Source organism: Falsigemmobacter intermedius, from assembly GCF_004054105.1.
GTDB lineage: Bacteria > Pseudomonadota > Alphaproteobacteria > Rhodobacterales > Rhodobacteraceae > Wagnerdoeblera > Wagnerdoeblera intermedia.
Genome location: NZ_SBLC01000013.1, coordinates 63,309 through 76,491, shown reverse-complemented (window position 1 = coordinate 76,491; position 13,183 = coordinate 63,309). Strand labels below are relative to the sequence as shown.

Here is a 13,183-nt window from a genome sequence, read left to right as displayed (position 1 = left end):
TCAAATGGACAGCCCGGCACTGAAAGACGGGCTGCAGAGAGGAAAACACCACAGCCATATCGGCTGCGGGGGGAGCAGAGGGGGCCAGGGGCCCCGCTCAGGGCCGCAGGCCCGGGCAACAGCACAGTCTATATATCTGGGGAGGATATCATGACAGGTTCGGCACGTATGACCGCCGTTAAATCGGCACTTCTCGGCACGCTGATCGCAGCGGGCACAGCTTTCGGCGCCATGGCGCAGGACTTTCCGAGCAAACCCATTGTGATGGTTGTTCCCTTCCCGCCGGGCGGCTCGACCGATGTGGTCTCGCGCGTTCTGGCGCAGAAAATGGGCGAGAAGCTCAAACAGACCATCGTGGTCGAAAACAAGCCCGGTGCAGCCGGGACGATCGGCATCGGCGAAGTCGCGCGCTCGGCGGCTGATGGCTATACCGTCGGCGTGAGCGGCGTCGGTCCCTCGATCATCCTGCATGCCCTTGGCCAGCAGCTTTCCTATGATCCGACCAAAGATCTTGAAGTGGTGGGTCTTGCAGGCTCGACCGGCTTTGTGCTGGCGGCCCGCCCGGACTTCCCGGCGGATGATCTGGGCGGCGTCCTGGCCTGGGCCAAAGAAAACCCCGGCAAGCTTGCTTATGGCACCTCGGGTGTCGGCTCGCCGGGCCATCTGGCAATGGAATGGCTGCGCATGATCGCCGATGTGGAGGTCAACCACATCCCCTATAAAGGCAACGGCCCGCTGCTGACCGATGTGATCGGCAAGCACATTGATATGGGCGTTCTGACCATCCCCGGCACCGCAAAACAGGTGAATGAGGGCCAGATCAAAGCCCTCGCCGTCACCGGTGCTGCGCGCAGCCAGGAACTGGAAACCGTGCCGACCGTGGCTGAGCTTGGCCACGAGGGCTATGCCGCCGAGATCTGGAACGCGCTCGTCGTGCCGACCGGCACCCCCGAGCCGGTGGTCGAAACCCTGGCAAAAGCCCTGGATGAGGTCATGGCCGATCCCGCGACCCAGGCTGAGATCGTGAAGCTGGGCTTCACCCCCAATTCGCCCGGTCGCGCCGCTTCGGCCGAATTCATCGAGGCTGAGCGCGCCAAATGGACCGAGGTCATCAAAAACTCGGGCGCAAAACTCGAATAAGCGCGATCCCGCATAACGACAAAGGGGCCCCTGCGGGGGCCCCTCATGACTGACGACTTCAAGGGAGGGGCGGCGATGATTGCGATCAGAAGCCCGAAGTTTTTCTGGAATGGCGCCATTTTTCTGGCCACCGGCCTCTTCGGCCTGAGCGTGGCGCAGAACTATTCCTTCGGGACCACCGCCCGCATCGGGCCGGGGTTCTTTCCGGCGATCGTCTCCGGCCTTCTGGTCGTCGTGGGGCTGCTCACCATCCTGAAATCCCTGCGCAGCCACGGCGAGCCGGTGGGGCGCATCCACTGGAAGCCGCTGCTGCTGATCACGCTGAGCGTGATTTGCTTTGGTCTGCTGCTACCCCGCATCGGCCTGCCGCTGACCATCCTTGCAAGCTGCATCACCGCCGCAGTCGCCAGCACCTGGTTTCGCTTTGCTGCGGTCCCGGCCCTGCTGGCTCTGGCTTTTGCCGCACTCTGCACGCTGGCCTTTTCCATCGGGCTTGGCCTGCCGATGCTGGTTCTGGGCAGCTGGCTTCAGCCGCTTGCTGAACTCTTCACCGCAGCGCGGACGAACTGACCATGGATCTGATTGCCAATCTCTCGCTCGGGTTTGAAACGGCTTTCGGGCTGCAGAACCTGATCTACTGCTTTCTCGGCGTTTTTCTTGGCACGGCAGTCGGCGTGCTGCCGGGGCTGGGGCCGATCGCCACCATATCCATGCTCCTGCCGCTGACCTTTGGTCTGTCGGCGGATGCCGCGCTCATCATGCTGGCGGGGATCTATTACGGCTCACAATATGGCGGCTCGACCACCGCGATCCTCGTCAATCTGCCGGGCGAAGCCTCCTCCGTCGTCACGGCCATGGACGGCTATCAGATGGCGCGGAAGGGCCGCGCGGGCGCGGCGCTGGCAACCGCCGCCATCGGCAGCTTTTTCGCAGGCACCGTCGGCACCATCCTGATCGCGGCCTTCGCGCCGGCGCTTGCTGTGGTCGCGCTGAAATTCGGGCCGGTGGAATATTTCTCGCTGCTGGTGCTGGGGGTCATCGCCTCGATCATCCTTGCCAGCGGCTCTCTGCTGAGCGCCTTCGGCATGATCCTGATCGGGCTGATGCTGGGCTTTGTCGGCACCGATGTGAACTCGGGCCTGCCGCGCTTCACCTTCGGCTCGATGGATATGATGGATGGCATTGATTTTGTCGTCGTCGCCATGGGGGTCTTCGGCATCGGCGAGATCATCGCCAACCTTGAGAATGAGCGCACCCGCGAAGTGATGGTCAAAAGCGTCACCGGCCTGATGCCCACCCGCAGCGACTGGAAGCGGATCACCGGCCCGATCCTGCGCGGCACCGGGCTTGGCTCTGTGCTGGGGGTGCTGCCGGGCGGCGGCGCGATGCTGGCGGCATTCGGCTCCTATGCGATGGAAAAGAAGCTCTCAAAAACGCCCCGGGAGTTTGGTCAAGGCGCGATTGAAGGCGTGGCCGGTCCCGAGGCTGCCAATAACGCGGCCGCCCAGACCGCCTTTATCCCGATGCTGACGCTGGGCTTTCCGGGCAATGCCACCATGGCGCTGATGATCGGCGCGCTGATCATTCAGGGCATCCAGCCCGGACCCGGCGTCATGGCCGAGCAGCCGGCGCTCTTCTGGGGCCTGATTGCCTCGATGTGGATCGGCAACCTGATGCTGGTGATCCTCAACCTGCCGCTCGTCGGGCTTTGGGTGAAGCTGATCTCGATCCCCTATCACTTCCTCTATCCGGCGATCTGCATTTTCTGCGCGATCGGGGTCTTCAGCCTGGCCAACAGCACCTTTGATGTCTGGATGATGGCGGCCTTTGGCGTGCTGGGCTATATCTTCCGCAAGCTCGATGCGGAGCCCGCGCCGATGCTGCTGGCGCTGATCCTTGGCCCGATGCTGGAGGAATATCTGCGCCGTGCGCTGCTCATCTCGCGTGGCGATGCGACGGTGTTTTTCACCCAGCCGATCAGCGCCGTGATGCTGGGCGCGGCGGCGCTGCTGCTGGCCGCAGTTCTGCTGCCCTCATTCCGCAAGACCCGCGAAGTTGCCTTCCAGGACGAAGACTGAGCCCTGCGGGGGCTTGAACCTTCCGGGCGGGCCTGCGACATCCTGCCCGACTGCCAATCCTCCGGTCTGCTCTTTGCGGGCCGGAGCCAGCGACCCGGAACCGGCCCCATGACCCATAGCCCCGAAGCCCCCGGCCCGCTTGAAGGCGTGACGGTCATCGACGTCACCCGGGTGCTGGCCGGCCCCTATGCCAGCATGGTGCTGAGCGATCTGGGCGCCACCGTCATCAAAGTCGAAGCCCCCGGCAGCGGCGATGACAGCCGCGGCTTTGGTCCGGTTGTCGGCGGCACCTCGACCTATTTTGCCTCAGTCAATCGCGGCAAGAAATCCATCGCCCTCGATCTCAAGGCGCCGGATGACCGGGCCATTCTGATGGATCTGCTCGCCACCGCCGATGTGCTGCTGGAGAATTTCCGCCCCGGGGTCATGGAAAAACTTGGGCTGAGCTGGGAAGAGCTTGCGCCGAAATTTCCGCAGCTGATCTATGGCTCTGTCTCCGGATTTGGCCAGACCGGTCCTTACCGCGACCGCGCCGCCTATGACATCGTCGTCCAGGCCATGGGCGGCATGATGTCGGTGACCGGACCCGAAGATGGCCCGCCGGCCCGTGTCGGCACCTCCATCGGCGATGTGGGCGCGGGGGCCTTTCTCGCGCTTGGAGTGACATCGGCGCTTTATGCCCGCAGCCGCAGCGGCAAGGGGCGGCGCATCGATATCTCCATGCTCGACTGCCAGGTGGCTCTGCTCGAAAATGCCGTTACCCGCTACGGCGCCACCGGCGAGCTGCCGCGCCCGATGGGCAGCAAACATCCCCTGATCGCGCCCTTTCAGGCCTTTCGCACCGCCGATGACTGGCTGGTGATTGCCGCCGGAAATGACCGGCTCTTTGCACGCTTCACCGCCGCGATCGGGCGGGCCGAACTTGCGCAAAATCCGCTCTTCCTCAAGCGGACGGATCGTCAACGCCATCACCAGGCGCTGGAGATTGAGATTGAGCTCACGCTGGCCACGCGATCGCGCGACGAATGGCTCAGCCTTCTGCAGGCCGAGGGCATTCCCTGCGGGCCGATCCGCAATGTCGCCGATCTGATGGAGGATCCGCAACTTGCCGCAAGACAGATGATCTGCGAGACCCGCGACAGCGCCGGGCAGCGGTTTCAGGTGGTGGGAAATCCGGTCAAAATTTCAGGCTATGACGACCGCCCCGAGCGCGGAGCGGTGCCCGATCTTGACCAGCACCGCGGCGAGATCCTGACAGCGCTTTATGGGCGCCCCCCCGCGCCCTGACACGGGGGGACCTGATCCTCAACCCGGATAATCGCTCGGGCGGATCATCTCAAAGCTCTCGCTGAGGCTGTTGTAATCGCGATATCCCATTCGCGACAGCATCCCGGCGGCCACCACATCCACGCGGCCGTCTTTGATATAACGATCGTCGATATGGATGCCGGTCACCTGACCGATAAAGTGGATGTTGTTGGTATAGCTGCCATCGAGGAGTTTGATGCGGCGGAACTCCAGCAGGCGGCATTCAAAGGCGCAGACCGCCGTGGCCACGCGCGGGGCAGAGATGGTCACGCCTGCCGCCATCGGCACATCGGCAAACTCAAACTCATTCACCTCAGGCGGCAGCGTCGCAGACGACAGGTTCAGCATCTGCGCATGCTCGCGCCCGGCCATATTGATGGTGAATTCCTTCGTCGCGATGATATTGCGTGAGGTGTCCTTCAACCCCTCAGACGAGAAGCCCAGCACCGGCGGCTTGCCGGAGATCGCATTGAAAAAGCTGTAGGGTGCCAGATTGGGGCGGCCTTCGGCATTGCGGGTCGAAATCCAGGCGATAGGGCGCGGCGCGACCAGGGCGGTGAAGGGATTGTGGGGCAGCGGTGCCCCGTCCTCGGGTCGGTAGAACATGGGTCTTTTCCTTGGCGCTCAACGCTTTGGGTGGGGCCAAAGGCTCAGGCGCGGCCATAAAAGGCGCGCGCTGCCTCCAGCAGGGTCCGGGCGATATCGCCCCGCGTTTCGCGGGTGATCGCGGCCGAATGGGGTTGCAGGACACAAGTCTCAAGCGTGGCAAACCGCGGATCGATCTGCGGCTCGCGGGCAAAGACGTCAAGCCCCGCACCGGCGATCGCCCCGCTTTGAAGCGCGGTGATCAGCGCCTCTTCATCAACGACCGAGCCGCGGGCGATATTGATCAGCCAGCCCTCAGGACCAAGCGCGCTGAGGATGCCCGCGTCGATCAGCCCCGCCGTCTCCGCGCCGCCTGCCACGGTGACGACCAGGACATCGGCCCAGGCCGCCAGTTCGCTCAGCGAAGAGGCCCGCGCCCAGGGCCCGGGCTTCTCGCTACGGGAATGATAGCGCACCTCCATCTCCAGGGCAGAGGCGCGTTCGGCCACCCGGCGACCGATGCGGCCAAGGCCAACGACGCCCAGACGGGTCCCCTTGATGCGACGCCCGGGGCCGAAACGCTCCGGCCCCCAACGGCCCTCGCGCACGAAACGGTCCGCGGCCACCGTGCGGCGCAGCAGCGCATAGGTCAGCGCAATCGCCGTATCGGCGGTGTCTTCCGTCACGGCGTCGGGCGTATTGACCACCCGAATGCCCCGCGCCTGAGCGGCGGCGAGGTCGATTTTCTCAAGCCCCGTGCCATTGCATAAGATCAGCTTCAGGCCCCGCAGAGCCGCCATCTGCGCCTCTGTAAAGCCGGCCATGGAGGTGGTCACCGCCACTTCGGCGGACATTCCCTCGGGAAGATCCGTCACCAGAGTGAATTCCGCGCTCAGCACGCTTTGCAATTCAGGCGGAATGGCGCAGGTCACCAGCAGCGCCGGGGTCATATCAGGGGTCAAGGCTCGCCTCCGCAGCGGTATGGGTGCCCGTGCGCAACAGCCGAAGGACCGAGCGCAGCGACATAAAGAAGATCACCGCCGTAATGATCAGCAAAACGGCGCTGATCGGGCGTTCGAGAAAGATCGAGAGCTTACCCCGGGACATCAGCATCGCGCGGGAGAAATGCTCCTCCATCAGCGGCCCGAGCACGAACCCGAGCAGGATCGGCGCCGGAGGATAGCCAAAGCGCAGCAGCACCAGACCCAAAGCGCCAAAGGCCACCACCAGCCAGATATCAAAGACCTGCTGCTTGATCGCAAAGACGCCCATACAGATGAAAAACAGGATCAGCGGGTAGAGAAACCGGTAGGGCACCGTCAGCAGCCGCACCCAAAGCCCGATCAGCGGAATGTTCAGGAAGAGCAAAAACACATTGCCGATCCAGAAGGAGGCGATCAGCCCCCAGAACATCACCGGCTGTTCGGTCAGAAACCGCGGTCCCGGCACGATGCCGTGCATGATCATCGCGCCCAGCAGAAAGGCCATCAGCGCATCACCCGGAATACCAAGCGACAGGGTCGGCATGAAGGCCGCCTGAACGGCAGAGTTATTCGCCGCCTCCGGTGCCACCACCCCCTCAATCGCGCCTTTGCCAAAGCGCGAGGGGTCTTTGGAGACCTTCTTCTCGGTCGCATAGGCCATGAAGGTGGCAATCGTGGCCCCGGCCCCCGGCAACGCGCCGATCACGGCCCCGATGCCGGTGCCGCGCAGGGTGGGCATGACGCTGTCTTTGACGTCTTTGCGGGTCGGCATCATCCTGCGAAAGGTGATCTCGCGGGCCGACATGGGTTTATTGTCGCTTTTCCCGATCGAGCCGATGATTTCGGTCAGCCCGAACATCCCCATGGCAATGGCCACAAGGCTGATGCCCTCGGTCAGCTCAAGCTGGCCAAAGGTATAGCGCAGCGCCCCGCTGTTGAGATCCATCCCCACGGTGCCAAGCGCCAGTCCGAAGGCCACCATCGCAAGGCTTTTGATCGGCGAGCCGGGCGCGACCGTGGCCGCCATGACCAGACCCATGGCCATGATCATGAAATATTCCACTGAGGACATTTTCAGGGCCACCGCCGCGACCAGTGGCGTTGCCACCATCATGATCAGGATCGCAATCGATCCGCCCACAAATGAGCAGATCGTGGTCATGAAAAGCGCAACCCCGGCCCGACCCTGTTTGGCCATCGGATAGCCATCCAGACAGGTCACCGCAGAGGTCACCGAGCCTGGCACATTGAGCAGGATCGACGCCGTGGAGGAGCCATATTGTGCGCCGTAAAAGATCCCGGCCAGCATGATCAGACCGACGGTCGGATCCATGTAAAAGGTCAGCGGCAGACAAAGCGCCACAGCGGTCAGCGCACCGACCCCCGGCAGAACCCCGATGAAGGTGCCGATGGTCACACCGACAAAGCACATCAGCAGCGCATCAAAGGCAAAAGCGCGCTCAAAGCCGGAAAGGATATGGGCAAATTCAACCATGGCTCACCACCAGAAGGGTTGCAGCGGCAGGCGCAGGCCCAGGATGAAGACACCCCAGGAAAAGAGACCCGCCATCAGGCTGAGAATGAAGCCGCCGAGGACCGGGTTGCCCGGTTCGGCAAAGCGGCTGATAAAGACGAGCGCAAAGCTTGCCGGCACAAGTCCCAGCGGTTTCACGATCAGCGCGAAGACCAGCAAGGCTCCGAAGCAGACCAGCAGGACGCGCGGTCGGATCGCGGGGGGGCGCGCGGTGGAATAGCGCGCCTCCAGCCCGCAGCAGATCCCGAAAAAGACCATCAGCCAGCCGGCCGCACTCGGAAAAAAGCCCGGCCCGATCCGGCGGAAACTGCCGGTGCCGAACTGGCCTCCGGTGACGATCAGGGTCACGCCGATTGCGACGATGACACCGGCGATCGCCAGTTCCCAATAGTTCAGCTTCCTGGCTGTCTGCGCGCCGCCGCTCATGGTGCGATCCTGTCTGAAAAGCGTTTTTGCAAAGCGGCGGCCAGTCCCCCGGCCTGCCAGACTTCGATCATCTGCGGCGCAAAGGGGCGAAAGCCCAGCCGCGCGCCGGTGGCAGGATTTTCAACCTCGCCCTTCGCCATATCAAGGCGCAGCTCCTGATGATCCGCGCAAAGACCGGTGATGCCCGGGCAGACCACAATCGGCAGACCGGCATTGAGCGCCTTGCGCACGAAGGCGGAATCCGTGCTTTCCACCAGACAGGCCGCAACCCCGCATTCGCGCATGGCAACGCAGGCATGGGGGTGGCTGTGATGGCCGAAGTTCTTACCCGCAACGACGAAATCGCCCGGCTGAACGCCGGCGCGGAATTCGGGGCGGATGGTGGCAAAACACATCGCGCGCAGAGCGGGGATGTCGAAAGAGCCGAGGTCAGGCACCTGCGAATATTGGATAATTCCGTCATCCGCGCTGATGTTATCGCCAAAAAGCCAGGCTCTGCCGGTCAGGACGAGCATCGTCTTTCCTTCCTGTTAAGGGCCATGGGGCCCCGGCAACGGGCGCGGCGTCAGCCGCCGCGCCCCTGCGGCTCAGTCAGCGTTGCGCACGCCGGATTTTTCGATGATGCCGCCGACGGTTTCCGCATCGCTCGCCACGAAGGCTGCGAAATCTGCGCTCGGCAGATAGAAGGGATCGACCCCGGCGGTGGTCAGGCGGTTCAGGACCTCGGAGTCCTGCATGGCCTTGGCAAGTGCTGCGTCAAGCTTTGCCACCACAGCCTCGGGCAGACCTTTGGGGCCCGCAACGCCGTACCAGGTGCCCATCTCATAGTCCTGGAAGCCCAGCTCGCCCATCGTCGGCAGATCCGGCAGCTGCGGCGAACGTTTGGTGGAGGCAATCGCCAGGGCCTTCAGATCGCCCGACCGGATGTGCGGCACCAGCGCGGTCGCATTCATAAAGCCGATATCGACATTGCCTGCGAGCAGGTCCACCGTCGCCGGGGCCACCCCCTGATAGGGCATATGCAACATGCTCGCACCGATCTCATCGGCGAACATCAGCCCGATCATATGCGGCAGCGAGCCGGGCCCGACCGAGCTGTAGCTGATGGCTTCCGGCTCTTTCAGGGCGGCCTCTTTGATCTTCTCAAGGCTGTCGAGACCGCCTTTGGCCGAAGTTACGAGGATATTCGGCACGTTCACAACGCGGCTCACATAGCTGAAAGCCTCAGCACCCGAATACCCCGCATCGGCGTTCAGCGCCGGGGCAATCACAAAGGTCGGCGAGCCCGCGATGATGAGCGTATGCCCGTCCGCCTCTGCCGAAGCCACCGCTTTGCCCGCAATCGCGGTCGAGCCGCCGGTGCGGTTATCGACAACCACGGGCTGGCCCAGTTCGCGGGTCAGCGATTCTGCCAGCGTGCGCGCGATCAGATCCGCCGCGCCTCCGGCCGCATAGGGGTTGATCAGCGTGACCGTCCGGTTCGGCCAGGTGTCAGCCGAAGCCTGAGACAGGCCGAATGCGGCAAAAGCGGCCGCCAGTATCAATGATTTCTTCATATCCATCCTCCCAAAATGGCCCTTTGCGGGCTTCGCCGGTGCCGCCCTCTCCCCGCGACGGCACCGGCCGTGCCTTGATCAGCCGGTCAGGCTGCGCGGATCCGTCATCACCCCGCGCAGGGCTGAGGCCGCGACCGTCAGCGGGCTTGCCAGATAGGCGCGCGCGTCCTGGTGCCCGTGGCGGCCGTTGTAGTTCATCTGATGGGTGGAGATCTGAACCTCCCCCGCATTGAGGAAGCCCTCATAGCCCCAGCAGGTCGTGCAGCCCGGCGCGAGGATCGTGGCCCCCGCTTCGGTCAGATCGGCCAGAACCCCCTCGCGGGAGGCCTGGGCATAGATCTCCCGGCTGCCTGGCGTCACATAAAGCGTGACATGGCCTGCGATTTTCTTTCCGCGCAGCACAGAGGCTGCGGCGCGCAGATCCTCCATCCGGGAATTGGCGCAGGTGCCGATGCAGGCCTGATCGATGTGCTGACCGATGAACTCCGTGACCGGGCGGGCCAGATGCAGCGCCGGGGGCGGCGTGATCATCGGCTCAAGGCGCGAGAGGTCATAGACGGCCTCAAAGTCATACTGCGCGTCCGGATCCGCCTCGAGCCCGGGCAGCTCCGCCTCTCCGGTGCGGGCGCGGGCATAGGCCATCGCCAGATCATCAAGCGGCATCAGCGCCGTGTCGGCCCCGGCATGATAGGAACAGGCCAGCAGGGACTGTCGCTCATCAAGGCTCAGCCCGGCGATCGCGGACCCGCAGTATTCGATGCAGGCCTGGGCCAGCCGGTCGCCTTCGGCGTAATCGCGGATGATGCATTGCACCAGATCGCGGGCCATGACCCCCCGGGGCAGCGCCCCCTCAAGCCGGATGCGGACCGAGCGCGGCACCATCATCCAGTTGCTCTCTGAAAGCTGCGTGACCACCACCTCAGACGACATGGCAATATTGAGCGCGCCGACCACACCGACGGTCGCGATATTCGGCTCGTCCGAGAAAACCAGCGCGCCGGGGCGCGCGAAGCCGTTTTCGGTCATCATATGGTGCCTGAGCCCGCTGCCCGCGCCGAAGAAATGCGCGCCCTGTTCGGTGGCAAAATCCCGCATCTCGCGGTGGGCCTGGTAATAGGGCGTGCCCATACCGGCAGAGGTCGTATGATCCACCACCATCACCACCCGCTCAGGCCGGGCGAGCTTTGAGCAGCCCGCGCGCTGCATGATCGCCTTGCGCGCCGACCAGGAAATCTCCTGGCAGACGGTGTAATCGGGCGTCACGGTGACATATTCCCCGGGCCGCACCAGCGGCAGACCCGCCGCACGGGCGACGATCTTTTCGGCCATGGTCATGCCCATTTCGGCGGCTCCCTGCTGGAAAGGACGGGCGGGGAGGCCTGGGGGCCTGTGGCCTCCCGCTCTGCCCGCATCTGTGCGATCAATGCGTCGCGACGTGCGCGGGCGGTGGCATCGCCCTCATCATAGACCGAGCGCCCGCGGGCATCGATCCCGACGGTCAGCGGCCCGAGGTTTTCGACCTCAAGGCAGACCAGCCGGTAATGCGCGATCATATCGGGGTAGCCGATCTGGCGGATCCCCCGGATCCCGGCGGAAATGATCGGCGCACCGCCACCGAGAAACGAGAGATAGACCCCGCCGGTCTGCGCAAGGGCTGCCGCACAGTGCCGGTCAAGACCGCCCTTGCCGCCCACGCATTTGAGATCGAAATGCCGGATCAGCCCCGGCATCACATCGTTAAACCGCGTCGAGGTCGTCGGGTTCATATAAAGGATTTCAAACTCACCACTGGCGCTTTCGCGACTAAAGCTGCCCAGGTGAAAGAAGGCCCCGCCCTGCAGCGGCACCGGCGGCGCCTCGCCGCTTTCCATACAGGCCACCAGGCGCTGATGAGTGGGGATCCCGGCGGTCGCAATGATGGTGCCCGACAGCGTCACCATATCGCCGATAGTGAGTGCCGCGAGGTCCGCAGGATCGGCCGGAAGCCGGAGATGTCGGATCATATCGGCAACCACTCCACCGGCTGGCCCGCCCGCAGACGCGCGGTGGCGCGGCGGTTGATCCAGCAGTTGAAGGCGACCGCGACCGGGGTAAATCCATGGCCTGCCGCGTAATTGACATGCACGCCCAGGACCGTGCTGTCGCCGCCGGTGCCCATCGGCCCATAGCCAAGCCCGTTGACGGCGCGGAAGAGCCGCTCCTCAATGCCGGCGACCATCGGCTCGGGATGGGGCTGGCCGACGGGGCGCAGCGTGGCCTCTTTGGCCATTTTCGCGGCGTAATCAAAGGTGCCGCCGATCCCCACGCCCATGATCACCGGCGGGCAATGCTGAGCACCGGCCTTGATCGCCACATCCAGCACCCAGGTCTCGATGGTTTCCAGTGTCGGAAAGGTAAACAACTCCAGCGCCGCCCAGCGGCCCGAGCCAAGCGCCTTCGGGCTGCAGGTGATCTCGATGTAATCGGCATCCTCGATCAGATCGAAGGTCACAATCGGCATGTCTTTGCCGTGATAGCCCCGCTCGAGCGTCAGCGGGTTGGTGACATGCTGCAGGATCGGCGGATCGATTTCGCGGACCAGTTCATCAAACCCCTGCCGGATGGCCGATTTGATATTGGCCCGCCAGTCGCAGCGGGTGCCGATCCGCACGAAATAGACCGGCACACCGGCGTCTGAGCAGACGAAGCGGTCTTTTCGCGCCGCAAGCTCGGCAGAGCGCAGCATGAGATCGAGCGTTTTACGCCCGGTCTCGCTGCTTTCAGTCGCCATCGCATGTCTCAGTGCTGCACGGGTGTCCTCGGGCACCGCGCGCAGGCAGCGTGAATATAGCGCCTTGCTGACCTCTCTGATGTCCTCCTCCCCAAGAGACATCAGGCACCAACCGGCAGAGCTGCGGTGAAATCCAGCAGGGCCGAAGTGTCGCGCCGTTGCGGCGGCGCATCATCGACGATGCGCGTGGCCATCACTTCGGGCAGTTGCTCCATCGCCTCCGCCCAGGCCCGCAGGCCGGGAAAGGCCTCGCGCCAGCGGCTTTGCGAGAAGCGCAGATCGATCTGGCCCAGAAGGCAGATCAGCGCAATGGACGAGCGCGCGATCTTTGCCTGGGGAAGCTGCGCCACCCGAGCTTCAAAGCGCGCAAGCCCGCGGTGCAGCTTGGTGGAAAGATTGTCGATCATCCCCTCAGATGGCTCATCGCGCTGATATTCGATGCGCAGCAGCAGCGCCGCTCCGGTCAGCTCATCAGCCAGGGCCTCATCGGCCATCTGCCCGAGACGCTCCATCGGATCGGCCGGATCAAGCTGCCCGCCGGAGGCGTGATCGATCCAGCTGAGGATGACCCGCGAGTCCTGCAATACCAGCCCGTTATCCAGAACCAGCGCCGGGATTTGTCCGGCCGGATTATCCGCAAGGATCGCTTCGGGCGAGCGGCTGACAGAGGAGACCACCGTGCGGCAGAGCTCAATTCCATCCTCAAGTCCGGTGGCTTTCAGTGCAATCATCACCTTCCGAACGAAGGGTGAGCGCGGGGACCAGTGCAGCTTCAAATCCGCCTCCCTTAATAAATTAAAAAA

Annotated in this window: 14 protein-coding genes; 4 read left to right on the top strand and 10 right to left on the bottom strand. The window is 63.9% G+C overall.

The window, feature by feature from the left end; all coding sequences use genetic code 11:
- The first annotated feature begins 150 nt into the window (after window positions 1-150).
- The 4 genes from EP867_RS10880 to EP867_RS10865 all read left to right on the top strand — a co-directional run bounded on the left by EP867_RS10880 (window position 151) and on the right by EP867_RS10865 (window position 4,505).
- On the top strand, window positions 151-1,140 hold the full coding sequence (locus EP867_RS10880) for a Bug family tripartite tricarboxylate transporter substrate binding protein (protein WP_128489076.1): 990 nt from the start codon (window positions 151-153) through the stop codon (window positions 1,138-1,140).
- 45 nt (window positions 1,141-1,185) lie between these two features.
- On the top strand, window positions 1,186-1,710 hold the full coding sequence (locus EP867_RS10875) for a tripartite tricarboxylate transporter TctB family protein (RefSeq protein ID WP_128489073.1): 525 nt from the start codon (window positions 1,186-1,188) through the stop codon (window positions 1,708-1,710).
- A gap of 2 nt (window positions 1,711-1,712) precedes the next feature.
- A complete protein-coding gene (locus tag EP867_RS10870) occupies window positions 1,713-3,218 on the top strand; it encodes a tripartite tricarboxylate transporter permease (protein WP_128489071.1) in 1,506 nt (501 codons plus the stop codon).
- Window positions 3,219-3,326: 108 nt separating this feature from the next.
- Window positions 3,327-4,505 carry a CaiB/BaiF CoA transferase family protein gene (locus tag EP867_RS10865; RefSeq protein ID WP_128489069.1) on the top strand — a complete coding sequence of 393 codons (1,179 nt, stop codon included), beginning with the start codon at window positions 3,327-3,329 and terminating at the stop codon, window positions 4,503-4,505.
- Between the two features lie 18 nt (window positions 4,506-4,523).
- On the opposite strand, the gene EP867_RS10860 is transcribed toward EP867_RS10865, so the two are convergent.
- The 10 genes from EP867_RS10860 to EP867_RS10815 all read right to left on the bottom strand — a co-directional run bounded on the left by EP867_RS10860 (window position 4,524) and on the right by EP867_RS10815 (window position 13,156).
- On the bottom strand, window positions 4,524-5,132 hold the full coding sequence (locus EP867_RS10860; protein ID WP_128489067.1) for a flavin reductase family protein: 609 nt from the start codon (window positions 5,130-5,132) through the stop codon (window positions 4,524-4,526).
- Between the two features lie 44 nt (window positions 5,133-5,176).
- Complete coding sequence (locus EP867_RS10855; RefSeq protein ID WP_128489065.1) at window positions 5,177-6,073, bottom strand: 2-hydroxyacid dehydrogenase; 897 nt, start codon at window positions 6,071-6,073, stop codon at window positions 5,177-5,179.
- Window positions 6,063-7,589, bottom strand: coding sequence for a tripartite tricarboxylate transporter permease (locus EP867_RS10850; RefSeq protein ID WP_128489063.1), 1,527 nt, complete (start codon window positions 7,587-7,589; stop codon window positions 6,063-6,065). The genes EP867_RS10855 and EP867_RS10850 overlap by 11 nt, the downstream gene beginning before the upstream one ends.
- Window positions 7,590-7,592: 3 nt before the next feature.
- Entirely contained in the window at window positions 7,593-8,054 is a 462-nt protein-coding gene (locus EP867_RS10845; RefSeq protein WP_128489061.1) for a tripartite tricarboxylate transporter TctB family protein, read from the bottom strand.
- Window positions 8,051-8,569 (bottom strand): 3-isopropylmalate dehydratase small subunit, encoded by a 519-nt coding sequence (locus tag EP867_RS10840; protein WP_128489059.1) that lies wholly within the window; start codon window positions 8,567-8,569, stop codon window positions 8,051-8,053. The genes EP867_RS10845 and EP867_RS10840 overlap by 4 nt, the downstream gene beginning before the upstream one ends.
- A 72-nt stretch (window positions 8,570-8,641) precedes the next feature.
- Entirely contained in the window at window positions 8,642-9,610 is a 969-nt protein-coding gene (locus EP867_RS10835; protein WP_164888834.1) for a Bug family tripartite tricarboxylate transporter substrate binding protein, read from the bottom strand.
- Between the two features lie 78 nt (window positions 9,611-9,688).
- Window positions 9,689-10,951 carry a 3-isopropylmalate dehydratase large subunit gene (locus EP867_RS10830; protein WP_128489055.1) on the bottom strand — a complete coding sequence of 421 codons (1,263 nt, stop codon included), beginning with the start codon at window positions 10,949-10,951 and terminating at the stop codon, window positions 9,689-9,691.
- The gene (locus EP867_RS10825; protein WP_128489053.1) at window positions 10,942-11,613 is read right to left on the bottom strand and encodes a fumarate hydratase C-terminal domain-containing protein; all 672 of its coding nucleotides are present in this window, start codon (window positions 11,611-11,613) and stop codon (window positions 10,942-10,944) included. The genes EP867_RS10830 and EP867_RS10825 overlap by 10 nt, the downstream gene beginning before the upstream one ends.
- A complete protein-coding gene (locus EP867_RS10820) occupies window positions 11,610-12,482 on the bottom strand; it encodes a fumarate hydratase (protein ID WP_128489051.1) in 873 nt (290 codons plus the stop codon). The genes EP867_RS10825 and EP867_RS10820 overlap by 4 nt, the downstream gene beginning before the upstream one ends.
- Window positions 12,482-13,156 (bottom strand): glutathione S-transferase family protein, encoded by a 675-nt coding sequence (locus EP867_RS10815; RefSeq protein ID WP_128489048.1) that lies wholly within the window; start codon window positions 13,154-13,156, stop codon window positions 12,482-12,484. The genes EP867_RS10820 and EP867_RS10815 overlap by 1 nt, the downstream gene beginning before the upstream one ends.
- Window positions 13,157-13,183: the final 27 nt, after the last annotated feature.

What these genes read in the sequence shown, in the direction of transcription:
- EP867_RS10880 (WP_128489076.1), top strand. Translation starts at nt 151, where the DNA reads ATGACAGGTTCGGCACGTATGACCGCCGTTAAATCGGCACTTCTCGGC.
- EP867_RS10875 (WP_128489073.1), top strand. Translation starts at nt 1,186, where the DNA reads ATGACTGACGACTTCAAGGGAGGGGCGGCGATGATTGCGATCAGAAGC.
- EP867_RS10870 (WP_128489071.1), top strand. Translation starts at nt 1,713, where the DNA reads ATGGATCTGATTGCCAATCTCTCGCTCGGGTTTGAAACGGCTTTCGGG.
- EP867_RS10865 (WP_128489069.1), top strand. Translation starts at nt 3,327, where the DNA reads ATGACCCATAGCCCCGAAGCCCCCGGCCCGCTTGAAGGCGTGACGGTC.
- EP867_RS10860 (WP_128489067.1), bottom strand. Translation starts at nt 5,132, where the DNA reads ATGTTCTACCGACCCGAGGACGGGGCACCGCTGCCCCACAATCCCTTC.
- EP867_RS10850 (WP_128489063.1), bottom strand. Translation starts at nt 7,589, where the DNA reads ATGGTTGAATTTGCCCATATCCTTTCCGGCTTTGAGCGCGCTTTTGCC.
- EP867_RS10845 (WP_128489061.1), bottom strand. Translation starts at nt 8,054, where the DNA reads ATGAGCGGCGGCGCGCAGACAGCCAGGAAGCTGAACTATTGGGAACTG.
- EP867_RS10840 (WP_128489059.1), bottom strand. Translation starts at nt 8,569, where the DNA reads ATGCTCGTCCTGACCGGCAGAGCCTGGCTTTTTGGCGATAACATCAGC.
- EP867_RS10835 (WP_164888834.1), bottom strand. Translation starts at nt 9,610, where the DNA reads ATGAAGAAATCATTGATACTGGCGGCCGCTTTTGCCGCATTCGGCCTG.
- EP867_RS10830 (WP_128489055.1), bottom strand. Translation starts at nt 10,951, where the DNA reads ATGGGCATGACCATGGCCGAAAAGATCGTCGCCCGTGCGGCGGGTCTG.
- EP867_RS10825 (WP_128489053.1), bottom strand. Translation starts at nt 11,613, where the DNA reads ATGATCCGACATCTCCGGCTTCCGGCCGATCCTGCGGACCTCGCGGCA.
- EP867_RS10820 (WP_128489051.1), bottom strand. Translation starts at nt 12,482, where the DNA reads ATGTCTCTTGGGGAGGAGGACATCAGAGAGGTCAGCAAGGCGCTATAT.